This window comes from Prosthecobacter sp. (assembly GCF_020439865.1).
Lineage (GTDB): Bacteria > Verrucomicrobiota > Verrucomicrobiia > Verrucomicrobiales > Verrucomicrobiaceae > Prosthecobacter.
In genome coordinates this window covers 1-26,778 of record NZ_JAGRPF010000075.1, presented here as the reverse complement: position 1 = coordinate 26,778, position 26,778 = coordinate 1, and the positions used below count along the sequence as shown (strand labels likewise).

10 protein-coding genes are annotated in these 26,778 nt (G+C 61.3%); 6 read left to right on the top strand and 4 right to left on the bottom strand.

All coding sequences use genetic code 11. From position 1 onward, the window contains the following. Positions 1 to 2: 2 nt before the first annotated feature. Both KDL09_RS08230 and KDL09_RS08225 read right to left on the bottom strand, forming a co-directional pair. Positions 3 to 15,416: a M36 family metallopeptidase gene (locus tag KDL09_RS08230; protein WP_294383768.1), complete on the bottom strand. Its 15,414-nt coding sequence runs from the start codon at positions 15,414 to 15,416 to the stop codon at positions 3 to 5. 515 nt (positions 15,417 to 15,931) lie between these two features. Then, positions 15,932 to 16,594: a hypothetical protein gene (locus KDL09_RS08225; protein WP_294383765.1), complete on the bottom strand. Its 663-nt coding sequence runs from the start codon at positions 16,592 to 16,594 to the stop codon at positions 15,932 to 15,934. Between the two features lie 104 nt (positions 16,595 to 16,698). Here KDL09_RS08225 and KDL09_RS08220 point away from each other — a divergent pair, with 104 nt between their 5' ends. Both KDL09_RS08220 and KDL09_RS08215 read left to right on the top strand, forming a co-directional pair. Beyond that, positions 16,699 to 18,099: a DUF1501 domain-containing protein gene (locus tag KDL09_RS08220; protein WP_294383763.1), complete on the top strand. Its 1,401-nt coding sequence runs from the start codon at positions 16,699 to 16,701 to the stop codon at positions 18,097 to 18,099. After that, positions 18,096 to 18,887, top strand: coding sequence for an alpha/beta hydrolase-fold protein (locus KDL09_RS08215; RefSeq protein WP_294383761.1), 792 nt, complete (start codon positions 18,096 to 18,098; stop codon positions 18,885 to 18,887). The genes KDL09_RS08220 and KDL09_RS08215 overlap by 4 nt, the downstream gene beginning before the upstream one ends. 3 nt (positions 18,888 to 18,890) lie before the next feature. On the opposite strand, the gene KDL09_RS08210 is transcribed toward KDL09_RS08215, so the two are convergent. Together KDL09_RS08210 and KDL09_RS08205 are read right to left on the bottom strand one after the other, a co-directional pair. After that, on the bottom strand, positions 18,891 to 20,666 hold the full coding sequence (locus KDL09_RS08210; protein WP_294383758.1) for a hypothetical protein: 1,776 nt from the start codon (positions 20,664 to 20,666) through the stop codon (positions 18,891 to 18,893). 51 nt (positions 20,667 to 20,717) lie between these two features. Beyond that, positions 20,718 to 21,656, bottom strand: coding sequence for a polymer-forming cytoskeletal protein (locus KDL09_RS08205; RefSeq protein ID WP_294383755.1), 939 nt, complete (start codon positions 21,654 to 21,656; stop codon positions 20,718 to 20,720). A gap of 107 nt (positions 21,657 to 21,763) precedes the next feature. Here KDL09_RS08205 and KDL09_RS08200 point away from each other — a divergent pair, with 107 nt between their 5' ends. From KDL09_RS08200 to KDL09_RS08185, 4 genes are all read left to right on the top strand, one after another. Beyond that, entirely contained in the window at positions 21,764 to 22,969 is a 1,206-nt protein-coding gene (locus KDL09_RS08200; RefSeq protein ID WP_294383754.1) for a homoserine O-acetyltransferase, read from the top strand. Between the two features lie 9 nt (positions 22,970 to 22,978). Beyond that, positions 22,979 to 23,761 (top strand): MBL fold metallo-hydrolase, encoded by a 783-nt coding sequence (locus KDL09_RS08195; RefSeq protein ID WP_294383751.1) that lies wholly within the window; start codon positions 22,979 to 22,981, stop codon positions 23,759 to 23,761. After that, positions 23,758 to 25,329: a TIGR03790 family protein gene (locus KDL09_RS08190; RefSeq protein WP_294383750.1), complete on the top strand. Its 1,572-nt coding sequence runs from the start codon at positions 23,758 to 23,760 to the stop codon at positions 25,327 to 25,329. Before KDL09_RS08195 ends, KDL09_RS08190 begins: the two co-directional genes overlap by 4 nt. A 79-nt stretch (positions 25,330 to 25,408) precedes the next feature. Further along, a partial coding sequence (locus tag KDL09_RS08185) for a PQQ-binding-like beta-propeller repeat protein (protein WP_294383747.1) occupies positions 25,409 to 26,778 on the top strand: 1,370 nt, incomplete at its 3' end.

The window sequence follows — 26,778 nt, the reverse complement described above, 5'->3', positions numbered from 1 at the left end:
CGTCAATTTGAGGTGACACGGAGCCGGACAAACTTGGCTCCGCCAAGATCGATCGATGGGGTGACGCGCACGGTGACCGTTTCGGTAACGCCATCGCCCGTGGGGACAGCGGATTTTTCGACGACGCCGGCTCCAGTGTCATCCCAGTCGGTGAGATCAGGGCTGGTCTCGACCACGTAGTTCAGCCCCGCACGCTGAATGCGGCGGCGGAACTGCATGCAAAGATACTTATGGCCGCTGCCGCTATCGGTTTCGGTATTTGCCGCAGGGAGCATGCTGCGGGCATTGGCCGAGCCTGCGGGGATGCCGAGGGCGTGCTCCAGCAGAGCGTTGATGCCGTCGTTGTTCGCATCCGCGGCCGGTGACGCTATCCGAAATACGAGCGCGGTCAGCGTGGTCGTGTTGGGCGGCACGGCGTTGTCACTGGCGGTGACGCTGAAGGAGTTGGAGCCATCTGCCAGTCCGGTCAGATTGCGTGTCCAGTTGGCGAAACCATCCGATGTGTTGGCGGCATCGCCCGCCACTGCGACGCCGGCCACGCCACTGACGGGATCCACGGCCGTCCCAGTCAAGGTGGCGCTGGTGCCTAAGGTGGTGAGCTCCTCAATCTCGAGCACGGGAGCGGTGGCATCCTGGGTGGAGGTGACGACGGGAGACCATGGGCTGACCCAGGCAAGCGGCGCCAGTCTCCTCATCCTGGCACGATAGTAGTAGGGCTGGCCGTCGGCGAGACCGGAAAAGACAGTTGACGAATCATTGCCGAATCCAGTGGAGGATGGTGACTCAAAGCCGGGCGTTGCAGAACGCTGGAGTTCGTATTCCAGCCCTGCCACAGGCTGGTTCCATGACAGCGAATTGGTGCTGCCTCCAGTATAAGCCGGCTCAGCATCAATGGAGAAGGCGATCGGATGAATCTCAAATGGATTCGAAGTTCCGGTCAACGCCCCGTCTGCCGCATTGATGGTGAAGGGCATTCCTAGTTGCTGCGCAGTCAGGTTGCCCGACCAGACGCCACCCACAAAAGCCGTGGTGACTGCCGGCGTAATCGGGTACGAGAGCGCCCGGATCAACCGGATGTCCGTGGTCCTGGCGTCCGAAAACGCGGTGGGGGTCAGGCCTGACCATGTAAGAGGCTCTCCAAACGACGTGCTGGACGTGTAATAGTTGATGCTGCGAGAACCGGTACGCGAGGTGCCCCTGACGGTGGGTCTGTTGTACGTGTCGGAAACCGAGCCATAGCTGTAGTCCACCATGAGGTTGCTCGTTCCGTCGTAGTCGAAAGGCGTGGTGAAAGTGAAAGTTTGGAGTCCGGTGCTCGACAGCGTGACCGTGCTCTGAAACACCGTGGTAAAGCCGGTCGCTTCCCATATCAAATCGGAAGAACCGCTGTATCCGGTTCTGGAGGTTGTCTTGATGCGAATGGTGAAATTCGTGAAGACTTTGGAAGACGGCAGTGCAGTAATGTTTATGGCCAGCGCGGTAACAGGGCCCGCCTGCATGTTCACCTCACTGGCGAGGAGCACCTGCTGTGAACGGGTCATGGCGAAGATGGAATTGAAAGGAACGAAGTAGTCGGATGTGCTGCTGCCCACATCCTGGCTGGTGGTATCCCCGGGGATCGACAGCGAGGCAGTCCCTGTGTAGGAGCTGACGGTGTTGCCCGCGGCATCCAATGCCCGGACCGTTGCCGGAAACGGCATCCCCTGCACCGCAGGAGACGGTATGTCGTCCCATTGGAATGCGGCTAGCGTGCCAAAACTGACGACGAATGGGTCGCTGCTGCCGCTGGCGCCTGCCGAAGCGTCCGAGAGTGTCAGAACGGCGGCAGTGGCGAAAGACGACACGGTCACGGCCTGGGTGCTCGCACCACTCATAAAGCCGCTGACCTGGGAAGGCGAGACACTGAGAGGGAACCCCGCTTCGGAGCAGGTCAATGATGGGGTTCCGGCGTAAGTGGTGATTACAGCGTTGTTCACGTCACGCGCTGAGAAAGTCACATTGAACGGCACATTGCGGACTTTCGCTCCAGCAGGAACAGCCACATCGAAATGATGCACATCATCATCGAGGACATCGATGTTAGCGGTCCCCGGGATGGCTCCACCTGCGCTGGCGGTGATGGCGGCCGTCTGCGTGCCGTCCTGCAGCGCATCATCAACGATACTCAGGGTGAAGCCTGCGGAGGTCGTGCCGGCAGGGATGACCACGGTGGGGGATGCCGGCAAGGCTTCCGTAGCATCGTCGGAGGAAAGGGTGACCGTCGTGTCTGTGCCTTGGGAAGCGGACAAAGTGACTGTACCTGAGACACTGCCTGCGGACTCCGCCGCTGTGGCCGGCAGGCTGACGAGCAAGGAAAGCTGCGAGATGACATCGAAGGTGTTCGAGGCGCCTGCCGCCGGGCCATTGACCGCTCGCAGGCGGACGCCGGCGGCCGCGGTTGATGCTGCGACGGTGCCGCTCCAGACGCCGCTGGTGAAGGCGCCAGAGACCGTCGGTGTGACAGGCACACTGGCTCCCACGGTGCCAAAGCGGACATTTGGCAGCACGTAGTTGGTGGTCGGCGTGGGATTCGAGGTGCCGGTCCAAGTGAGCGGATTGCCGTAGTCGGTGTCCGTTTGCAACAAGGTGGTGCGCGGGAGGGTTGGATTGCTATAGCGCACATAACCCTGCGTCACACCAGTCGAAGCATTGTAATAGCTGAAATCTACCATCAGCGAACTCGTGCCGTCGTAGTCGAATGGCGTGGTGAAGTCGAACTGATGCCATCCAGTACTGGAGACGGTTGTGTCTGCCTGATACACCGTCGTCCATCCGGTGTTGTCCCATGAGGCCGTGGCCGAGGTGGCCGGGGTATGCTTCATGCGGATGGTGTAGCCGGTAAAAGGGCTGCCCGGGACCGTTGCGACATACAGCGCCAGATTGTGAAGCGTGCGGGCGGCCCCCACTTCGGAGGGAAGGTAGATGACCTGCATGCGCTGGGAGCGGCTTTGCGAGCCAAGCGGGAGTGACCAGGTGAAGGTGCTCGTCCCCACGATCACCTGCGGCGAGTCACCGGAGATGGCGAGGGATGCCGTCTGGCTGAACGTCGTCACCATGTTATTTCCGATGTCCTGGGCCGTGATGGTGACCGGCACCTGGTTGCCAGCCATCACGCTTGCGGGCATGGTGGAAATGCCAAAGTGGTCCAGACTCCCGGTGCCGACGGTGAACGCATTGCTCGCGCCGCTTCCTCCCGTGACCGGATCCATGATCGTCAGCACCGTGCTGGTGGCAAAATCTCCCACGCTCACGCTTTGAGTCCGCGCACCGCTGCTGAAGCCGGTGACGCTGCCGGGAGAGACGGAGATTGCTGTCGCTCCATCCGCCGCAGAGAGCACGGGTGATCCTGCATAGGAGGTGATGGTGATGTCATTGACGTCTTTCGCCGTGAACGTGACATTGAACGGGGCATTTCGAACCTGCGGACTGGTCACGGTGGAGACGGTAAAGTGGTGCACGTCGTCATCGAGCACGCTGACGGTACGCGGAGTGGCATCCGTGAAAGTGTCTGCGCTGGCAGTGAGGGTGACGGTCTGGGTGCCGTCGAACAGGGTGTCGTTGACCGGGGTGAGGGTGAAGTAAGTGCTGCCGGACGAGCCTGCGGAGATCGTGACAGTGGAGGAGACCGTGAGTTCACTGGTGTCGCTGGAGCTGAGATTGATCGTCAGCGGACTGGTTATCGTGCCGGAGAGATACACGTAGCCTCCGGAAGGCAGGGCAGCGCCGCCTTCGCTCACGCTGGAGTAGAAGAGTGACAGGGTGAGCGTCCGGCTCTCGTTGTCGATGACGGTGACGTTTCCGCTGGCCGGTGTTGATCCTGGAAGTATGGCGGTGATGACAGCGTCCTGGTTGCCGTCGATCACCGAATTGTTCGGAGCAGTGAGAATGAATGACGCGCTGCTTTGGCCCGCCGGAATAACGACGGACGCAGGAACGGTCACACGTGTGGTGAGCGAGGAGGAAAGACTGACCGTGAGATCCGCTGCCGCCGGGGTGGCGAGCTGCACGCTGGCCTGGCCTCCGGTGGTTGAAGTACCCTCGACGAGCGTGGCGGGCAACGTGAGGGTGACGGTGGTGACTTCGTTGTCGTTCACCATCGCCGTGGCCATGCCCTGATCATAAGCGAGGGCGGCGGCGCTAATGAACGCGGACTGTGGTCCGGTCAGAAGCGCGTCCTCCGGAAGAGTGAGAGTGAACGCAGCGCTGGTTTGCCCGGCCAGAATGGTGACGCTGGCAGGCGGATATGCCACGCCTGCTGCCGATGAGGCCAGTGTGACCGTCAAATCCGAAGCCGGAGACACACTGGCGGTGACCGTGGCATTCAGCGTGCCTCCTTCTGTGCCGGTGCCCACGATGGAGAGGCTGAGAGAGCCGACGCTGGTGACATCGAAAGTGCCAGACTCGCCTGTGACAGCGGAGCTGGCGCTGTGGGTGGCGACCAAGCTGACCTGTGTGCCCGATTTGCCAACGGACGGCGAGCCATTCCAGACACCGTTGGTGAAGGTGGCACTCTGGGGTGCCACGGGCAGCACCGGGCGTTTGTCAAAGCGGAGATTTACCAGGCTCGACGAGGTGAACGGGGAGGGTGAAGTGCCGCTCCAGGTGACAGGAGCACCGTAGCCGCCGTATTGGCCGCTGTAGATGGCCCGAGAAGCGATGGTCGAATAACGCGTGCTGCCACTCGTGCCGTAGGCGGCATTGTCAAAGCTGACGTCCACCATGAGATGGCTGGTGCCGTCGTAGTCGAAAGGAGTCGTCAGAGGCAATGCAAACCAGCCGGTGGCGGGAACGCTGAGGTTTCCTCTGTAAACCGTGGTCCAGCCACTGCTTTCCCACACCGCGCTGCCCGAGACGCTGTAGTCCGCTTTGGAAGTGTGTTTGAGCCGGATGGTAAAGTCGGTGAGCGTGGAGGGCAGCGTCGCAACGTCCAGGGCGATGCTTTGAACGCGACCTGCGGCGCCGACCTCCGCCGGGGTGTAAATGCTCTGCGTCCTCAACTCGTAGTAGCTGCCTGCGCTGAGTGGAAAGGTGGTCGTGGTCGTGCCTGTGCCCGTGGTTTTCTGAGCCACCGGACCCAGTGCCTGCAGGGGAGCGGTGCCATTGAAGGCCGTGACGGTGGCGTTCGAGGCATCCTGCGCGGTCAAAGTGGCGGCAAAAGGCACATTGGCGACCTGGGATGGAGAAATGGCACTCCATGAGAAGTGATGCACCGCCTGTGTGATGGTGAGAGCCACCGGCACATCAAGCTGGGGCTGCGTGGGATCGTTGGAGGTGAAGCGCAGCGTGGCGTTGTGGACGCCCTGGGGCAGACCGGCGGGATCAAAGCCGGCATCCAGCGTGGCGCTGTCGGCCACGGGGATGCTGCCGCTCGATGACACCAGGGTGAGCCACTGCACCCCTGTCACGCTGTCCAGAAATGCATCCATGATGGCCTGCGTCTGGGTGTCGTTGATGTAGCCGCCGGAGGTGGAGGCATACAACAGGTAATAGATGCGTGTGACGCCCCCCAGTCCGCTGAGACGGTGCTGGTCGCTGTCCGTGTTCGTGCTCGCGGTGTGGGTAAGCGCGGGATCGTCCTGCACGATAATGAGGTGGTTCACGCTGGGATCACCTGCGTTATAGACACGCTTCACACAACCTTTGTAGGTCACCGTTCCCCGTGTGGAGGTCAGGATGGCCGTGTCCGTGGCTCCCGAGCCATCCGCGCCGAGCCCCCCGCTGATTTCGAAATGACTCAAGCCCGCGATGTCGGCGGCGAAGACAAAGAGGCCTGGATGCTTGCGGGTGAAGTACTGCCCGCCGGAACCCAAGTTGGCCGAGGCGGTGATGACATTGTCTGAGTAGCTGAGGTAGCTGCCAGCGGTGGTGATGTTGGTGCTGAGGTAGTTTCCACCATCATACATGTCTCCGTTTCCATCGACGATATTGTTGCCGGTGACACCGTCGATGAAGTCGTGACGGTTCGGAATGAGGGAAGTGAGGGTGGCAAAGTCCGCGTTTAGTTCGGTGAGGACATTGGAGAGTGGCGGCTGTGCAATGACATCTGGGATGATGACCTCGGCACTCCAGTTAGTGGTCATCCCTCCAGGATTGGTGAGGGTGAGAGGGACGACGAGTGGTGGTTCGCCTTCAGGCATCGCAACATTCAACGAGGATGGAGCGACCGTCAGGCGGGCTCCTTGCGACACATCGAAGGCATTGCTGCTGCCAGTGAGTCCACCCGCTGCGTCGGCGGTGAGTATGACGGCGGTCGCCGGCGTCGCAATGGTCACGGAGCTGGTCCACACTCCCTCGACGAAGGCTCCAGTGCCAGCGGGAGTCATGCTGACGGTTCCGCCACCATTCGAGGCGGAGAGTGTGGCGGTGCCAGCGAAATTAGTCACCGTCTGGTTGTCGACGGATTGGGCACGGAGGGTGACGGAGAAGGCTCTCAGCGCGACTTGCGGCGAACTGATGGCCTCGAAGGCGAGATGATGCACCTCGTCGTCCAGCACGTTAATGTCGTGTGTGTCACCTGCGAGGCCAGGAGCCGTGGCGGTGATCGTCACGGAGACGGCACCATCACTGAGAGCGTCATCCACCGGCGTGATGTCAAAGGAGACGCCGCCCGTGCCGGCGGGAATGACCACCGTGGCAGGCACGGTGAGTGAGCTGGCATCTGAACTGGCGAGAGTAACGGTCACATCCGTGCCGGTGATGATCGGTGCGGCAAAGCCGACGCTGCCGGTGAGCGGCGCGGCGCTCTCCAGCACGGCGGCCGGGAGAGTGATGACCAGCGGTGCCGAGGCGTCATTGTCTGTGAGAGCGACTGCGGCAGAGTCGCTGCCACCAGCGAGCGAAGCCGTGATGGTGGTGCTCGCTGATTCGAGGATGGTGTTGTTCTCGGCCTTGATGAGGTCAAACGAGGCGCTGGTGGCTCCGGCGGGCAAGGAGATGGAAGACGGCAGCGTCAAACCGAGCGATGGCGAGGCGGAAAGGACCACGGAGAGATCGAACAGGTTCGCGGAGGTGATGGAAACACTACCGCTGATTGTTCCACCTTCCGCCAAAGTGGCCGGGAGGCTCAAATCGAAACCTGCGGGAGTTTCATCGTCCAGAACGGTCAATTCGATCACGCTGCGGTGAAAGCCTTCCGCCGTGGCGACGACCTGCACAGGCAGGTTTCCGGTCAGAAAGGCATCCTGGACGGCGGTGATGGTAAAATCCGCGGAGACGGTGTCACCCGCCGGAATGGTGATGGAAGCGGGCACCGTGACTCCATCCCGGCGGTTTGTGGCGAGCGTGACGATTGTGTCCACCGCCCGCACGGCAGGCAGGGTCACATTTGCCACGGCGCCGCCGCCTTCGGCGAGGGTGGCGGGAGCGCTCAGCAGGAGTTTCTGTTCCGGTCGTCCCGTGACGCGGACGTCGTCAAAGGCGAAGCCATCCCCTGATGCCCAAGGGGAGTTGTCGAAGTGATTGAAGCGAATTTTGAAGCCTGCACCGGGAGAGAATCCGAAAGCGCTGGCAGCGGCGCTGAGATCGACGGTGAACTCCTGATAGGTGTTGGTGGAGGCCGTGCCCCGCAGGGCCTGCACCTCATACCAGGTGTCACCGTCCGTGCTGACGGCCACGCCGTCGAAATCGGCACCGCCCGTGAAGGGATTCGTCGGCGGCGCCTGGTCCTCGTCACTGTTTTCCTTCATCCAAAACTTCAGCGCCAGGTCCTGATGCCCGCTGACATCCAGTGTGAGCGTGGCCTCATTGCGTCCGTTGCCCGTAGCGAACACATCCATGAGCATGTGGTAACTCCCACGCGGCGTCTGCTGGCTGGTGATCTGGGTGCGATGGTTGCCGGTGCCGGTGATGGCCCATTGCGGCCTGAAGACACCGCTTTCGAAGTCATCCTCGAACAGCGTGGCCACGGGCTCCGGAGGTGTGTAGGCGTTCGCGGTGACGGTGACGTCGTCGAAAGCGAAACCGTCCGTGGTGAACGGGTAGTCGTCATAGTGGTTGAAGCGGATTTTGAAAGCGGAGCCCAGTGTGAGGCCGTGGGTGGCGGCAGCGGCGGTCAGGTTCACCTTGAACTGCGTGTAGGTGCTGCTGATGCCATCCGCGGTGCGCAGGCCTTTGACTTCATACCAGGTGTTCCCGTCCATGCTGACGGCCACGCCGTCGAAGTCCGCGCCGCCCGTGAAAGGCAGGCTGGGAGGCCCGTTGTCCTCGTCCCCGCTTTCCTTCATCCAGAAGCTTAGCTCCACATCATCCTTCCCAGCGAGGTCTAAAGTCAACGTGGCCTCGTTGCGGGCGAGTGAGCCGCTTGTGGTGGAGTCCATGGTCATATGGCGTGCGCCTGAGCGCGGTCCGTTGGAGGTCGTCACAATGGTGCGGTGCGTGCCAGCGCCGGTGATCGTCCACTCCGGTTTGAAGGCGGGGTCTTCAAAGCCATCGCTGAACACCACCTGCGGCGGCGGGTAGGAGATGAGAGCGGGCGATTCGATGACAAACACGCCGCCTTGGCCGGTGAGCATGCCTGACGTGGCTTGAAGACGCACTGCGGAGATCCCGGCAGGCACCTGAAAATTGGTGCCGGCCGCTCCATTCACCAGCGTGAGACTGGCAGAGGCCACCACGACCCCTCCGGGCGAAGTGACTAGCTCCACCGAGACGGGGCCCGTCGTTTCATTCACCAGCAAGCCTGCTGCATCCACCGCGCTCACCTGCACCGGGATGACGGTGCCTGCCGCATGCGGCGATGTGACCGGCGCAAAGGCCAACGATACCGCCGCCCCTCCCAAGATCACGTCAAAGGCGTCCGAAGTGCCCGTGGCACCATCGACGCCCGTGGCGAGGAGCGTCACATCCGAGGCCGCAGCTCCCACTGCCAGGGTTCCATTCCACACACCGTTGACAAAGGTCCCGGATGCTGCGGCGGAAAGCGGCAATGTGCCAGCTCCGGACTGGGCGGAGAGCGTCACGCTGCCGTTGAATCCCGTGAGCGTGCTGTCCGTGGCATCACGCGCGGTGATTGTGACGGCAAAGGACGCGTTTCGAGTCTGGGGCGAGGGAATCACCGTCCATTCGAACGCGGCGGGGTCGTTGTCCTGTACATTCAGCGTGGTGCTGCCATCGGAGAAGCCTTCGGCACTGGCGGTGATGGCCACGCTTTGGGTGCCGTCCTGCACGCTGTCTTCCATCGGGAAGACCTGGAAGTTGGTGGTGGTCTGGCCGGCTGGGATGACGACGGTGCCGGGCACCGTGGCCTCCGTCGTGTCACTGGAGACCAGCGTGACGATTGTGTCCACAGCGCGCGGCCCAGAAATAGCGATGGTGCCGACGCCAGGGACACCGCCCTCACTAAGTATGGAAGGCGGAGTGACGGTGAGCGTCACGGGTTCATTGTCGAGCACGTCAACACTGGCACTGGTGGAAACGAGCCCCTGACCGACCGCGGTGAGGCTGACGGACTGTGTGCCGTCAAGGAGCACATCATTGACGGGTGTGATCAGGAAGGTGCCAGAACGGGAGCCGGCGGAAATGGTGGCAAAGTTGGAAACGGTGGCCTGTGCTGTGTTGCCTGAAGTCAGGTAAACCGTGGTGGTGACAGGCTGAATGGGCTCGATGAAAACGGTGCCGGTGGCTGAAGAGCCGCCCTCCGTGACACTGGCGGGCAAGGCCAGCGTGAGCACCGGCTGCTCGTCATCCACCACGCGGATGTGCGTGTAGCTGGTGGTCTGGCCGGTGGCGCTGGCAGTGACGATGACTCCCTTGCCCACATCCGCGAAGTTGTTTTGCGGTGCGCTCATGGTGGTGCTGGCGCTCGTTTGTCCGGCGAGGATGGTGACCGGCGAGACGATGCTAAGGCGGGCGGGCGCGTTCGAGGTCAGGGTGATGCTCGTATTGGAGGCAGCGGCGGCAGGCAGAGTCACGGTCACTGCCTGGTTGGAGGTGCCCTCGGTGATCGTGGGTGGCAGGTTCACGGCAATCGACGTCGTGGGATTGGCCTTCACCGCCACGTCGTCGATGCCGATGCCGTCATTCGGGATGGCCTGGTCGTCATACTGGGAGAAGCGAAGCTGGAAGGTGCTGTTGAAGCTCCAGCCGAGGCGTTGAATAATCGGATCAAGGGTCACCCGTGTCGCCGTGCCGCCATAGGTTGAGGAAAGACCTCGCAAGGAACTCACTTCCACCCAGGTGACACCATCCTGGCTGATCGCCACGCCATCGTAATTCATCGTGAAGCCAAAGGTGCCCAGCGGGCCCGTCAGCGTCGGAGAATGGCTTTCTTCCGCGAAGCTCTTCGCGAACCACTCCAGCGAGACATTCTTCCGTCCGGCGAGATTCAGCGTGAGCGTGGGCCGGTTTGCCGCGAAAGTGCCCGTGACAGTGCTCGTGGTGTCCATCGTGAGGTGATAGGTGCCGGTCTTCGGAGTGTTGAGCGATGTCACCTGGGTGCGTGCCGTGGCGCCGCTGTTGCCCGTCGTGCTCCATGAGGCACCGAGCACTCCTGTTTCAAAGCCATCGCTGAACACCGTGTCCGTGCCGACGGTGGAGCTCAGGTTGAATAGAGTGATCAAACTGCTCAGGCCGGTCACTCCGGAGGGGGCGGTGGCCCGCAGCCACATGCTGCCACTGATCGGCCCCACAGCCTGCCCGTTCCACGTCCCGTTGGTGAAGGCCACTGGCGAGGCCGGGATAGGGCCGAAGGAACGCGCCTCGTAAAAACTCATTGTCGGCAGTTCGTTTGAGATCACCGGCACGGGTCCACTGGCCGCTGTCCAAGTCGTAGGATCACCGTGAGTGCTGTCGCTCGTGCCGCTCAGCATGCGGTTCGTGGCGGCGGGTGTCTGGCGCAGCGTTCCGGCGGTGGATGCGCTGGTGTTGTCAAAGCTGATGTCCACCATGAGGTTTCGCGCACCATCGTAGGCGAAAGGTTTGAGGTTGAAGGCATGGAAGGAACCGCTCGCCGTGAAACTGGCAGATGTGTAAACCGTCGTCCAGTCACCCTCCTCCCAGGTCCGGCCGTCAAAATGGTCCAGCGTGGTGTGCTTCAGCCGGATTTTATAATTGCTCATGGCCTGGCCGCCTGTGGTGAGGCGCCAGAGGGCCAGAGCGGAGATCAGCTTCGGCACCGCGCCCAGCTCCGCCGCGGTGTAAATGATCTGGCAGCGAGAGTCATGCGCGGCGGTGTTGTGAACCTTGTCGGTGCTTGTGGTGGCGCTCGTGGAACCCACGACGCGATCAAAGTAAGAGCCGAGGATGTCCACCACCGTCGGGTCCGTGTAGCTCGTGACAGTGTCGCCTTGGTCGTCCACGGCGGTGGCGGTGGCATTGAAAAGAGCATCCGCATTTGCGGTGGCGGGCATCCCGCTGAATACGAAGGTGTCATGGGCAACCGGCTGCACGTCGAAGGCATTGCTGAGACCGGTTTTCCCTCCGCCATCGGTCGCCGTCAGAGTCATCGCGGTGGCTGCGGCCGTCACGGACAAGGCTGTGGTGGCGACGCCGTTGAAGAAGCCGGTGACGCTGCCTGGTGTGAATGGCGGCGGGTCGCCGGCTGAGGCGGAAGACAGCGTAACACTGCCGCTGTGATTGGTGATGACCGCACCGTTGATGTCCCGTGCCGTGATGATCACATCAAAGGCCTTGTTTCGCTTCTGCGGACTGGCGATGGCGGCAAAGCTGTAGGCGCTCACATCATTATCCGCGATGCTCACCAACCGTGTGGCGTCCGGGAAGCCCGACCCGCTGGCGGTTAAAGTGGCACTTTGAACCCCGTCCAGGTCGGAGTCATCCTGAGGGGCCGCGTCAAAGCTGGCGCTGAACTGCCCGGCGGGGATCACCACTGTCGCAGGCACGGTCAGCTCACCGGGCTCATCAGATGCCAGATTCAGCGTCAAATCAGAGGCTTGCACCGTGTTCACCGTGACGGTGTAAGTCTGAGGTCCGTCTCCCTCACGTAGGACGGCAGGTCCGGTGAGCACGATGGCGGGGGATTCGTCATCATTCACCGTCACGCTGGCCGTGCCAGGCGTCCAATTGGGCACGCTGGCGGTCAAGACGACGTTTTGTGGCCCCTCGGCCAGCAGATTATCCGCCGCATCAAAAGTGAAACTCACCGGCCCCGCGCCGCCTGCCGGGATCACCACGCTCGCAGGCACCTGAAGACGTGAAGAAGCCGCGCTGAGCTGCACGGTGATGCTTTGCGTTGGTGCCGTGCTCACACTCACACTGCCGCTCAGACCCGTCGAGCCCTCCGTGACACTTCCAGGTGCCGTGAGCGTCAGGACCGCCGTCTCGCTGTCGGTCACCGCCAGCACGTGTGTGCCCGCCGCGATGTTTGCCACCGTGCTGGCCGTGATCACCGTTGTCTGCGTGCCATCCAGCTCGGCATCGTCCACCGGGGTGATGTTGAACGTCTTCGAGGTCTCCCCGGCCAGCAGGGTGAGGCTAGCTGGCACCGTGGCCGCAGCAGGGTTGCTCGAGGACAGGTTCACCGTCACATCCGATTCCTGCGGGAGGTTGAGATTCAATGTGGCCGTAAAAGGCGCGTCTGTCTCCACCGCAGAGGAGGCCGCCACTATGCTGAACTGTGCCGTCGTCTCGCCCAGAAACTCCACGTCATCGATGTTCCAGCCCGAATAGGCCGTGCCTGCGACCACGTTTTGATAACTCCAGCGCACCTGCACCGCCGGCTGCTGGTCCGCGATGGTGGAGATGTCATACTCCATCGTCTGCCAGGCACTGTCCGTGATGGCCGTACCAGGATTTACAAACACCTCCCGCCACGTCGTGCCGTCGGCACTCACCTCAACCGTGGTCCGCGTGCTGCTGAGCACGTTCGTGTTCAGCCAGCGCTTGAAGCGCAGCCGCGTCGTCTTCCGTGCCGAAAGGTCCACCGGTGTGCTCGTGAGATAAAACGGCCCGCCGACGGCAGTGGCGACATTGCCAGCCAGGTTGACACCGAACACATTGCTGCCAGTCGCGCCGCTGGCCGGATCAGCATTGCCAGCTCCCCCGCCCGAGGTGCCTCCAGCACCCGCAGGCGTGCCATAGGCCCACTGCCCGCTGGTGGTCCAGCCCGGATCGGCGCTCAAATCAAAGCTCACCGCCACGGGTGGCGTCACATAAAGACGCACGCCGATGGGTTGATTGAAACTTGTCCCGGTGTTTGTGAAAACAAGATTCGTGCTGTGAAAGCCCGGTTCGATCAAATTCGCCTGCGTCGTGATCGTGACTGTCACATTGGCGCCTGCGCTGAGCGTTCCACTCGCCGGGCTCACGCTGAGCCACGAGCAGTTCGGATCTGAACTCCAGTTGATCGCCGAAGCACCGTCGTTGCTCAATGTGAGCGTTTTGGTCGCGGGAGAAAAAGGACCACCCTTTTTGCCTTCGATGTTCCAACCGCTGCGATCGCTGATTTCCAAGCTGTCGGGCACATCATACTGCTCCAGAACGCCGGTTGTGGTCGTGCTGGCGGGTGCGGTAGCCCCGTCGCCCATCCCGCGCTTGGCAAACGCCGTCCATACCTCACCGAGGTCTTCCGGGTGGTTGACGAGCGCGGCCTGCAGGATGCCGTCGCGAGCTTGGATAAAGCTCGGATTCGCCGGCGCGTATTTCATTCCTTCCGCCACCAAGAATATGGCCCGGTCGTTGCCGATGGCGAAACCGTGCTTCAGGATCATGTTGGCCCTCATGTCCCAGAGGGTGACAGCCCAGACCGTCCCCTGATAATGCACCTGCGTGGCGTCCTGCGTGGCCGCGTAGGTCGGATTTCTCGGCACGTTCGTGTGCCAGTCCACCTGTGTGGGATCGATATCCTTGAGCGTATGAGGATTCTTGAGCATGTCCGTGCAGTAGCTGTAGCGCCGGGCACCGTAGTAATAGTTCTCCGAGTACCAGCCGCTGGTGAGATAGCGACTCCATCCTGCACGTGCCCAGTTTCCGTGAGGATTGTCAGAAGGCTGGGCCGTGAGAGCAAGACCGAGAAAGTCTGACCAGCCTTCACCCATACCTTGAGTGCTCAGCGCCGTGATCGTGACCGAAGGACCTCCAACGAGTCGATTGCTCACGCCATGGCCGTACTCATGCAGAACAACTTCGGCTTCGAACGAGCCGTCTCGATCTGGAGTTGGGTTCGTCCAGTTAAACATTTGCATGCGTCCGCGACTTCCATCCGTCGGTGTCGAGAAATTCGCGTTGTTAGTTCCGCTTCCGTCTTGAGCCTCCGAATTGACTGGATCGTTTCCCACGCCGCCGCGACCAAAATTGTCGACTTGGAAATTCCCTGCCGCCTCGGTGAAGCCGAATTCATACATGCGGTCATGCATGAAATTCGTCCAGTAGAAGAGCTGCGTCACTGAAGCGTCCTTCAAATTGGACGGCTCCTGGGTCAAGTTGTGAGGAAAGTCGAATACACGCCCCGTTCCGGTGGTTCGCGGCAGATCGGCCACGTTGTCGGCATTCGTGTCCGTGTACGCATCCGAGTTGTTTCCGCTCGTCATGTTGTCACCGTCGTTGATCCAGCCATTCGGTGAAGCCGTGGTGTTGAGAGCAGGCAGCGTGACCAAAACTCGGCTTACAGGCAATGGTTGAAGACTGGAAGGCTTTTCGTGCCCCGGGGACATCGGCGTCGGACTCTCTGCGGTGAACACACGATAGGTCGCATCGCTGATGTAGGCGGTAAGAGACTGGCGCACCAGCACGTCTCCGTTGTCGGCATCCACGAGCACGCGATACATTTCAGCCCTGCTGCGGCTTGTCAGCGTAACGTCCCAAGTCAGGCGCATGCTGTTTTCGTCCATGGGCAGCCACGTGAGTTTCGCATCTGCGTCCGTCAGTAACGCGGCGCGGAACTGCTGCCGCCTGTCTGGCTGCTCTGCGGGTGGTGCCATCTCGCGCACAGTCTCCGCCGTCATGTTTTCCCCCAAGTTGCGACCGGCGGCTGCCACCGCTTCTTCGACAGCGAGCTTCGGCCGCGCGCCTTGGGCTGCCGCTGCCGGGTCCGGGATGAATTGGCTCCCGATGTTGATCAACTCAGACTTCGTCGTGAGATTCGCCTGCAAAACTGCCTCGAAAATGTCGATCCCCTCATGCTGCTGGTGCCACACCACCTTGCGTGAAGGCCCGCGCGTCGTGGAGTAATCCGTCACCCGCCGTGCCGTATCAATGCTCTCCGCACCATGGCCGAACACCTCGCGATGCGCATTGATGAAGTTCCGCACCGGTGCGTCCGCGTCCTGCGCGGCGCCCTGCTCCGGCAAACCTGTCAGCAGCCTCGCCGTCGATCCCACCCACTTCGGCGACCCGGTCACGGGATCAAAATCCACCGTGACTCCCGGAATTTCCGCACGCAACCCTTCGAGGGCCTGCCTCCGCGCCTCTTGGAAGGCCGGCATTACTGCTCTTCTCGCATCAAAATTCGTCATCGGGCCGTCTCCCTTGCTCAAGGATACGTTCTGGACATCCGCCTTCGACACCATCTTGCCAGAAGAGCCCGACACCACGTCTCTACGAATGCCCTTTATAGACTGCCCCGGTCGCCGGGTCACAGCGAGGAGCAAAATCAGCACAAGGACTCCAGCAGACGCCGCAATCGGTATCAGACTCTTTTTCATGTTTTAAGGAATAATACCTGCGTTATACCCGTGCTATCCGCTCCTTGGCAAGGAGTACCCTGCCATAAGCACCGAGGATGCAGTCCAGAGCTGAAAAGCATGATCACCAGGCGTAAAATTCCCCGTATCCATGACATCTCGCCCCCGACTAGGAACACATCACCCTTGCCATGCGGACGGAGGAAGAATTGAAAATGTGGGCAGGAGGAAATGAGTGTCTGCGTCCAGAATGAAGCTCCAATGCACCGATCGAAACATTCGGCCTTCGAGCTTCATCATCCCTCATTCTGGTTCTATCATTTTGACGGCGATTGAATGTTGTTCTGGATAACAAACACGCGCTTGGCACCGTCCCAAACCCACTGCTCGTCCACCTTTTTGTCCAACTGACACCCTGCCTCATTAATGATATGCTCAATTCCGTGCAGTCGTAGTGCAATTGGCTTGGAAACATCACCGTCAAGATGCTCGATCTGCAACTGCCCGCGATCAAACCAGCGCTCATAGTTGTCAGCCACCGCTCGTGTCGTCATCAGTGTCCTTGACCGGCCATCTTTGAACTCCAGCAGCCAGAGCGATCCATTCCCTCGATGCGTGCTTGTGAAAACTTGCAGCACCCAGCCAACATCTCGAATTTTGCGCCACGATAGATCTCGGACATAATGGCCTGCACCATCGAGATAGTCTTGAGGCAAAGGGACGAAACTTTTCACGTTGTCCCCATCGCGGCGAACCACGAGCAACCGCCCCCACCAACGCGACTCTCGCTCACAATGCAAGGCGGACACTGTCGCATCCTCGGGATGTGGCACACGAGTCACTCGGGCGAAAGCGTTCGTGGAACGCGTCAACCCATCGCGTGCCCAAAGAGGCTCATCGAACAGGGTGTCCTGCCCAACGCAGGTTAACGCGCCACATGCAAGCAGCGTCAGACATTGGATGAAGGCGGGAGAACGCATCGGGTAATGCAGTAAAATGAAAGGCATTTTGCGAATGTGCGGGTTCTTTTCAGAAGCCAGCGCCTGCGTGGAAAACTCAGCAGTGCTATCTACGTTCTGAAGGCATGACTACTCCTCTCCACCGCCGCGCCTTTCTGGGCAAAACATCGCAGGGACTCGGTGCGGTCGCGCTCGCGTCGCTGATGCGTCCGGCTTTTGGGGCTCCGGTGAAGGGCGTGCTCGGGAACCTGCCGCTGCCGCAGAAAGCGAAGCGGGTGATCTGGCTGACGATGGCGGGCGGGCCATCGCATCTGGAGACATTCGATCCGAAGCCGAAGCTGGCGGAGATGGATGGCAAGCCGATGCCGGAGTCGTTCACAAAGGGACAGCAGCTCGCGCAGCTTCAGGGCAAGCCGCTGAACTGTTTCGGGCCGCAGCACAAGTTCGCGAAGTTCGGGAAGAACCAGATCGAGCTCTGCGAGCTGTTTCCGCAGATCGGCAGCGTGATCGACGACATCTGCCTCGTTCGCAGCATGACGACAGATGCGATCAACCACGATCCGGCGCACATGTTCATGAACACGGGCTCGCAGATCGCCGGACGGCCGAGCATGGGCGCGTGGGTGACGTATGGACTCGGCACGGAGGCGTCGGATCTTCCGGGATTCGTCGTTTTGACCTCGCTTGGCAAAGGCGGGCAGAATCAGCCCATCGCCGCGCGGCAGTGGAGCAGCGGCTTTTTGCCGTCGAAGTATCAAGGCGTACAGCTTCGCGCGAAGGGCGATCCCGTTTTGTATCTCACCAATCCGAATGGAATCACGCGAGAGCAGCAAGAGCGCGACGTGGCGGCAATCAACATGCTCAACAAGCAGCGTGACGCGCTCGTCGATGATCCCGAGATCGCCACGCGCATTGCGCAGTATGAAATGGCGTTCCAGATGCAGGCGAGCGTGCCGGATTTGATGGATGTCACCAAGGAAGGCGCCAAAACGCTGGAACTTTACGGCTGCACGCCGGGTGATGGCTCGTTTGCCTCCAACTGCCTGCTCGCGCGTCGCCTTGCCGAGCGCGGCACGCGATTCATCCAGCTTTATCACAAGGACTGGGACCATCACGGCGGCGTGAAGGAGGGCGTGAAGCTCAAGGCTGAGGAAATCGACCGCGCGTGCATGGCGCTCATCACCGATTTGAAGCAACGCGGCATGCTCGACGAGACGCTCATCGTCTGGGCGGGCGAATTCGGCCGCACACCAATGTCGCAAGGCGGCAGCGGGCGCGATCATCACAACAAGGCGATGTCCGTGTGGCTTGCTGGTGCCGGCATCCAAGGCGGCATCGTTCACGGAGCGACCGACGACCTCGGCTACGCCGCCATCGAGAAGATCACGACCGTTCACGACCTGCATGCGACGATGCTTCATCAGCTCGGCATCCAGCACGACGCCTTCAGCTTCAAATTCCAAGGACTTGATGCGCGCCTGAGCGGGGTGGAAGGTGCGAAGGTCATCAAGGACATCCTCGCATGAGTTTCAGGACCATTGAGATTTCGGACGCCACGCTTGCGGGCGCCGGCATTCATCATGTCACGGTGAAGTCGGCAGCGTTGCATCGTAGGGCGGATGTGAGCTTCTACGTGCCGGACACGAAGGCGGAGTCGCTGCCGCTGGTCATCCTGCTCCACGGTGTTTATGGAAGCCACTGGGCATGGTTGTTCAAAGGCGGCGCGCACAAGGTGCTGGACCGCCTCATCGCGGAAGAAGATCTGCCGCCGATGATGCTGGCCATGCCGTCGGACGGTTTGTGGGGCGACGGCTCAGGCTACGCGCAGCATCGCCATGCCGACTACGCGGCGTGGATCGTCGAAGAGGTGCCTGAGGCGGCGGCGGAAGTGGATGCGCGCTGCCAGAACGCTCCACGATTCATTGGTGGGCTTTCGATGGGAGGCTATGGCGCTCTGCGGCTTGGCCTGCTAAATCCGAAGCGCTTCACAGCCATCAGCGCGCACAGCAGCATCACGCACGTGGCGCAGATGCAGGGTTTTGTGGAGGAATCACTCGCGGAGTTTGATCTAACTGATCCGAATCCGCTGGCGGTGATCGACTGCGCGAAACTCGCGCCGCGTCTGCCGCACCTGCGCTTCGACTGCGGCACGGAGGATGTGCTGATCGAGCACAACCGCACACTGCATCGCGATCTGCAGGCCGCGGGCATTCCGCATGTGTATGAGGAGTTTCCCGGCGAACACACGTGGGACTACTGGAACACGCATCTCGCGGACACGCTGCGTTTTTTCCACGCGTGCCTGGTGTTCTGACGGCTACTTTTTCGCCGTCCTTGTCTTGTCGGTATAGAAGACCATCGGCAGGCTGAGGTTCTCCTTCTCACCGACGGGCTGACCCACGAGAGGAATCGGAATTTTGAAAGGGAACTCCGGGCTCGGAGAGAAATCGCGATCGAAGGCAAGCATCGGACCACGGATCACGAGATCGCGCCACTCTGCATACGGACCGGTATAAACATCAGTGATCCGCTCGACCTTGGCGGAGACCGGCGTCATGACGAAGCCGGCGAGTTTGGCTCCGCGTTCCTCGGCTTTTGATTTCATCAGTTCGTAGTCGCCACGCTGCACCGGCAGGTTCACACAGGGCACGTCGCCATACCATGCGACGAAAGCCGGAGAGTCAGAGATGATGAACTCGTTTCTGTCCGTGAGCATGTGCAGGATGAATGCACGCTCAGGCAAGAATGGGGGCCAGTGCGGCGGGATCTTGCCGCCCATGGTGAGGCCGAATTTCATGAGCACCGGGAGATTTACCGCCATGGGCAGTGCGGTGATGAAGAGGGCCACGATCGGCGCGCCCCAGCGTGCCACGAATTCACCGGACATCTGAAAGCGTGACCAGAGCACCACGAGCATCGCCGCTCCAAAAGCACTCAAGGCAGGCATGAGGACGATGTAGAGAGCGTTGTCATCGTTCTCCTTGTCCGGCAGACCGAGAAGTCCCATGCCAAGCGCAACGCAGGCAAAGACCACCGCCAGCGTCCAGCGTGCAGAGGCGGCGTCCGCCTTGCGAAAGCGGTGCATGAGCGCGAGGAAAGACAGCACGGCCGGCACCACGTAACCCAGATGGGCGAAGAGCAGCGCCAGCTGCTCCTGCCAGCCCAGGCCGGCGCGCCGCAACAGGTCGTCCACCTGCAACAACGGCACGCTGGGTGAAAAATCCCGCAGCAACGTATCATGCGCGACGGCGGAGGACTGCGACTGCATGAGCGCCTTGATGCCGCCGAGCGGATCGCCGCAGAGCTGCACATTCCACCAGCCCCAGGCGACCAGCACCAGCGCCGGGAACAACGCCACGATGACCGCGCCCGCCCTGCCGCGCGGGAGAAACACCGCCACACCGATGACGACCCCCAGCACGATCCATAGCGCCATCCAGTGGGTGAGCACCATCAGGGCGCAGACCAGGCCGAGCAGCGCGAGCGGCATGAAGGTGCCGCGATCCTCCACCGCGCGTCCCGCCGCCGAGGCATAGAGACGAAAGGCGAGCGCAAACAGCAAAATGAGCAGGGCGCGCGGCGCGCCGCTGACCATCAGCTCCCACGCGGGTTCGCATACCAGCAGCGCGATGGCGGCGATGGCGGCGACCTGTTCATCGAACAACCGGCGTGCGGCGCCATGCGTGAGGAAGATCGTCAGCAGATACCACACGACCCCGAAGCAGGCGATCACGCGGTCCATGAGGAACACCGCGCCTCCCGTGACCGGATCATATACCTGCCACGGCTTCATAAAACGGAACGCCACCGACCACAGCAGCGGCTGGAGCGGAGGCTGCACGGTCTCCGGCATCGCCAGCGGCGAGGGTTTCTTTTCTGCGGCCTCCATCTGCGCCCAGGCATAGGGCTCGATGACGTGACTTTGATAAGAACCCGTGCGGGCGATCTGCCGCGCGAGCTGCGCCTGATTCATCCCCTCCGCGCTGCTCAGGCCGCGAAACGTCACAAACACATGCAGCAGGGCCATGACGATGGCCGCGGCGTAAAACACCAGTCGAAGCAGAGCGCCGGGGCCGGAGGAGTTGGAGGACATGCGGCCTACATGCCACAGGCGGAGCCAGCGTGCCAAGAACGATCTCGCCCGTCACTGATGCGGCTCGAAGATCACGCCGGCACACTCGCGCCTTCCGTCCGCGCCTGCACAGCGCCAGTGCCAGCGCACCGAGGGCTTCACGAACGAGCCCAGCTCGCCTTCGAGAATGCGGAACTGCCCCAGCAGCTCGCCGCCATCACGCACCACGAGAGAGCGTGCCGCCACGGTGCCCTCCAGCGTGCCGCCGGCCTCCAGAGTCACGGGTCCTTCGCAAACAAAGTCTCCCGACGCCTGACCCGAGACCGTTATGGACCGCGCCCTCACTTCCTGCAAAAAGGTCACTTCGCAGCCTGCGGCCACTTCGAGCCGGTCACAGACGATGAAGTCGGCGATCAACCCGCTCATGTCGATCGTGCGCGAGGGCAGGGCCAGGGTCTCCTGCTCCACGCGCCGCAGCTTCTTCATGCAGACAGGGCAGGAAGGCGTGGAGAAATCACCCGCAGTCGTGACGACGAAGAGAAAATCACTTTTGTCACCCGGCAGGGTTCGCACGGCCGCATCCAGGGCCGTCGCATCCACGGCCTCGATCCGCAATTCCTGCGCCGTGCGAAGAGCGGCCGGGCTGAAACCCGCGGGCGCGATCAAAATGCCTCTGGTATCACGCGCCGTGCGCACCTCCTGGGCAAAACGCTGCACCGTCTCCGGCGTGGCCCCCCACTCATTCCACGGGGCGATCTTCACCATCGCCCGCCGCGCCTTCGCGGACTTTGGCTGCTCGATCATGCCAAAGTGGACGGCTCCATCCGGCGTGATGTGGGATCCGGCCAGTTCGCAACCCGCTTCAGCAGCGATCGCACGCGCCAGTTCCGACACGCGCGTCCAGTCGAGACCGGCGATCAGCTCAGGCGACCAGCCTGCCAACCGGTCCACACCAGCGCTCCGCCGCAGCGAGAAACCAGCTTCTTCGAGTGTGACGAAAGGGTCGAGCATGAATGTGTTCGAAACGCAGAACGCCGGAAACATCCATCAATCCCACGATCCATCAATCCACATCTCCGCCTTGCTGCATCCCCAAAACCCTGTTTCTTCCGCGCCTCATGTCGAAGGCCGCCAAAACAGCAGAAACCAAGTTTTTTCAGACCGGAACCGCCAAGGACCCGTTCGTGTTCGCGTCCGGCGACCAGCTTCCCGGCATCACCGTGGCCTATGAGACCCATGGCAAGCTGAATGCCGACAAGTCGAACGCCATCCTGCTTTTCCACGCCCTGTCCGGCAGTCAGCATGCGGCGGGAGTCACCCGCGAAGTCGCCGGCACCGACGAACGCTGGACGGAGGACATCCACACCGGCTGGTGGGATCTCTTCATCGGACCCGACAAGGCGCTCGACACGAAGCGCTACTTCATCATCTGCGCGAACTACCTCGGTGGATGCTATGGCTCCAGCGGCCCCGCCTCCATCAATCCCGCCACCGGGAAGCCCTACGGCAGCAGCTTCCCGCCTGTTCGCACCAGTGATGTGGTGAACTCGCAGCTCGCCCTGCTCGACCATCTTGGGATCAAGCAGCTCCACGCCGTCATGGGCGCCTCCGTCGGTGGTCTGCTCGCGATCAATCTGGCCACGATGTATCCGGAACGGGCGAGGCTTGTCGTCCCCATCGCCAGCGGCTGCCGGACCACTGTTTTGACCCGTCTCACCCTGTTTGAGCAGGTGCTGGCCATCGAAAACGACCCGCATTTCCAAGGCGGTGACTACTACGAGGATGGAGCGCCTGAATACGGGCTCGCTCTCGCGCGCATGATCAGCCACAAGACCTTCGTGCACCTCGACGCCATCGAACGCCGCGCCCGGCAGGATTTGAAGCAGGGCGGCGACACGCTGTCCTGGTATCGCGTCCAGCACAACGTCGAGAGCTACATGCTGCATCAGGGCAAAAAGTTTGTGAACCGCTTCGATGCGAACACCTACCTGCGCATCGCCGACATGTGGCTGCGCTATGATCCGCTGCGTGACGCCGGTGTGAAGACCTATGAGGATCTCTTTGCCCGCAGCGCCGCCGCCGGTCAGCACTACCTGGTGTTCAGCATTGACAGTGATTTCTGTTTTTATCCCGAGGAGCAGGCGGAACTCGTCGGCCATCTCGAGAAAGCCGCTGTCTCAAACATGCATATCACCGTGCACTCCGACAAAGGTCACGATTCCTTCCTCCTGGAACCCCAGCTCTACACCCCGCACCTCTCCTTCACCCTCGAAGGACGCTGGAACAAAGGGTCCGTCGATCGACGCGTGCCTGAAGTAGAATAGATTCCTGACATGGAAATGAAGCTCACCTTTCTCGGCACCGGCACCTCCGTCGGCATTCCGGTGATCGGCTGCGACTGCCCGGTGTGCCGGGGCAACGATCCCAAGGACAAGCGTCTGCGGTGCTCGGTTTACATTCAGACTCCTGAGGCCTCATGGGTGGTCGATACAGGGCCGGATTTTCGCATGCAGTGCCTGCGTGAAAACATCCGCCGGATCGATGCGGCGATCTTCACGCATCCTCACATGGACCACCTCACCGGGTTCGACGATCTGCGACGCTTCACGGTTGAGGCGGATCATTTCATGCCGATCTACGGCACGCCGGAATGCCTCGCCGTGCTGGAGCGCATGTTCATCTATGCCTTCAACGGCGAGAACCGGTATCGCGGGTACTTGAAACCGTTTCCCAAGCCGATTCACGGCCCGTTTCATCTCGGTGAGACCACGATCACTCCCCTTCCCGTCCAACATGGCAAAGTGGACACGGTCGGCTTTCTGTTTGAACGCGGTGGCAAAAAACTCTGCGCCTACATCCCGGACTGCAAAACGCTGTCCCCACAGTCGCTCGATGCACTGCGTGGCGTGGACACGCTCATCATTGATGCGCTGCGGCACACACCGCACCCAACGCACATGAATTTCGAGGAGACGCTGGCGGTTCAGCGCGAGATCAGGCCGCGCCAGACCTGGTTCACCCACATTCAGTGTGAGATCATGCACGCCGTGGAAGATCCGAAGCTTCCCGCCGGAGTGAACATCGCCTACGACGGGCTGAAACTTGAGTGGGCATGACTTTCAGACTGCCAGCCTGTCTTGCCGTCGCGCTGGCGCTGCCCGTTGTCTCCCCTCATATTCATGCACAGATCATCGCCGAATGGGATGCTGCAGCTGAGACCGCCGTTGTCTTCAACCCGGACTTCCCCGGCTCTGCCGAATTGGCCGCCTACTACGCCGAAAAACGCCACATTCCGAAGGAGCACGTCATCGGCCTGCGCTGTTCGCAGGAAAGCTCGATTTCCCGCGCCGATTTTGAAGAGCAGCTGCGCCAGCCGTTGCTGAAGGTTTTTGAATCACGCCACTGGTGGATCTCACAACCACCGCTTCCCGGAAAGCCGCTCACGGGCGACGGCATTCGCTCGCCTCTGGCACCGTCTCCTCATGTCCGTATGCTGGTGCTGATGCGGGGCGTGCCGTATCAAATCCGACGCGGCACCCAGAACCCGAAACCATCCGAAGAAGACGAGGCGAGTGTCGATTCCGAACTGACGACGCTCGGCCTTGATCAACCGCCAATCAAAGGAGGGGTGCGCAATCCTTACTTCGACCAGCAGGCCCGTTTTCCCAATGCCCGAAACACTTCCGGACTGCTGATCGTGGGCAGGCTCGACGGGCCCGACGATGACACCGTGAAGCACATGATCGACGACGCCATTTACGCCGAAGAGCATGGTCTCCTGGGCCGTGCGGTCATCGATCTGGCCAAGAAGACCGGCGCCTATCAGGAGGGCGAAACCTGGCTCAAGAACAGCGCCGATTCATTTCGCCGCGCCGGCATTCCGGTGTTTATCGATCCCTACGAGCCCTTGCTGCGCGACTTGTGGCCGTTGCCTGATACGATTCTCTACTTCGGCTGGTATACCGATCACATCACCGGCGCGCTGGCTTCCCCCTCGTTCCGGTTCAAACGCGGCGCGATCGCCTGCCACCTGCATTCGTTCAGCGCCAGCATCATTCGTGCGCACGACAAAGCCTGGGCCGGGCCGTTGCTGTCCCATGGCGCTGCCGTGACCTTCGGCAATGTGTTTGAACCCTACCTCTCACTCACTATCCACTTCGACATCTTCAACCGGCGGCTTCTCGAAGGATTCACCGTCGGTGAGGCGGCCTGGAACGCCACACCTGCCCTGTCGTGGATGAACGTCGTGCTCGGCGACCCGCTCTACCGCCCCTATGGCAAAGGCATCGGCGCGAAGCTCGGCGAAGGAGCCGAGCGCGACTACGCACTGTATCAGGGCATGGCCCTGCGACTGGCGGGCGAACCCGATTCGCACGTCAAGACCACGCTCACGGAGCTCGCCTCGAAGCGTAAAAGCACGCTGCTGCTCGAACTCACCGCGCTGCTCTCAGCACTGCAGTCCAAACTGCCTCAGGCACTCGAACTTCTCGAACACGCCGAGTCCACCGCACATGATCCCGCCGACATGCTGCGACTCCGTTTGTATCGTGCCGAGATGCTGCGCCGAAGCGAACAGGCCGGTGCCGCACGTGCACTTTTGCGCGAGGTTCTTCAGGACGCACGCTTCAAAGACCTTCCTGCCCGCGCCGCCGCCGAATCGCTGCTCAACGACATGGGCGGATGAAAGCAGCCGAAATCGGCGGTCTGTGCTAAACCTCTGCATGCCTCACCCGTTTGCACGGAGAGCCAATCCATACCTCATCATGAAGACCACCGTCACCATCCTGTTTTCCCTGTGCCTCACGCTCGCCGTCCAGGCTGAAATTCGCACTTGGAAGGATGCCTCCGGCGTCCACGAGATCAGAGCCGAACTCGTCGGTGTTCAGGCTGGCAACGTCACTCTTAAGCGTGAGGACGGCAAACTCATCACCCTGCCCGTTACCAGCCTCAGCAAAGCCGATCAGGCGCTTCTGGAAGGTGCTTCAGGCGGCGGCAGCGCAGCAGGACCCGGGGATTGGCCGCAGTGGCGTGGCCCAAATCGCGATGACATTTCTAAGGAGACCGGATTGCTGAAAAAATGGCCCTCCAACGGTCCGAAGCGTGCATGGGTCAGCGACGAAGCTGGTCTTGGCTACTCAGGTTTCTCGGTTGTCGGTGGCAAGCTTTACACGATGGGATTGTTCGATGCCGAAGAGAAAGTCCTTTGCCTCGACACAGCCACCGGCAAAAAGGCATGGGAAACGACTGTCGGAGCCATCTACAAAAACGCCTGGGGTAATGGACCACGCGCAACCCCCACCGTCGCCAACGGCTTGGTCTACGCCATCGGCGGCAACGGTGATCTCATCTGTGTCAACGCCGCCGATGGCAAGCAGGTGTGGACGGTGAGTCTCACCAAAGACCTCGGTGGCGAGTTGCAACAATGGGGCTTCACGGAGTCCCCGCTTGTCGATGGCGATCTCGTCATTGTCACCCCTGGCGGATCGAAGGGAGCCATCGCTGCGTTGAATGCGAAGACGGGTGAGCTTATCTGGCAGACCAAGGAAGTGAAGGAGCCCGCCCAGTACTCCTCCATCATCCCCATCGACCATGGCGGCAAGCGCCAGTATGTGCAGCTCCTGATGAAGAGCATTTTGGGAGTGTCCAAGGAAGGCAAAGTGCTGTGGAAAAGTGATTTCCCAGGCGCCGTCGCCGTGATTCCTACGCCGATCTACAATGACGGCCAGATCTATGTTGCCGCTGGCTACAATGTCGGCTGCAAGGCGGTAAAACTCGGTTCCAGCAGCGCCGAAGAGGTGTACTCCAACAAGAACATGATCAACCACCACGGCGGCGTCATCCTGATCGACGGCCTGCTTTACGGCTTCTGCGAAGGCCGTCCGGGCAACTGGACCTGCCAGGATTTCAAGACTGGCGAAGCTGTGTGGCAGGATCCCGGCATCGGCAAAGGGGCGGTGACCTGCGCGGACGGCATGCTCTACTGCCAGGCAGAGACCGATGGTACCATCGCTCTGGTGGAGGTTTCGAAGAAAGGATGGAAAATGGTCAGCAGCTTCAAGCTCGAAGCACAGAGCTCCCAGCGCGCTCGCGACGGCCGTATCTGGACCCATCCCGTCATCAGCAACGGCAAGCT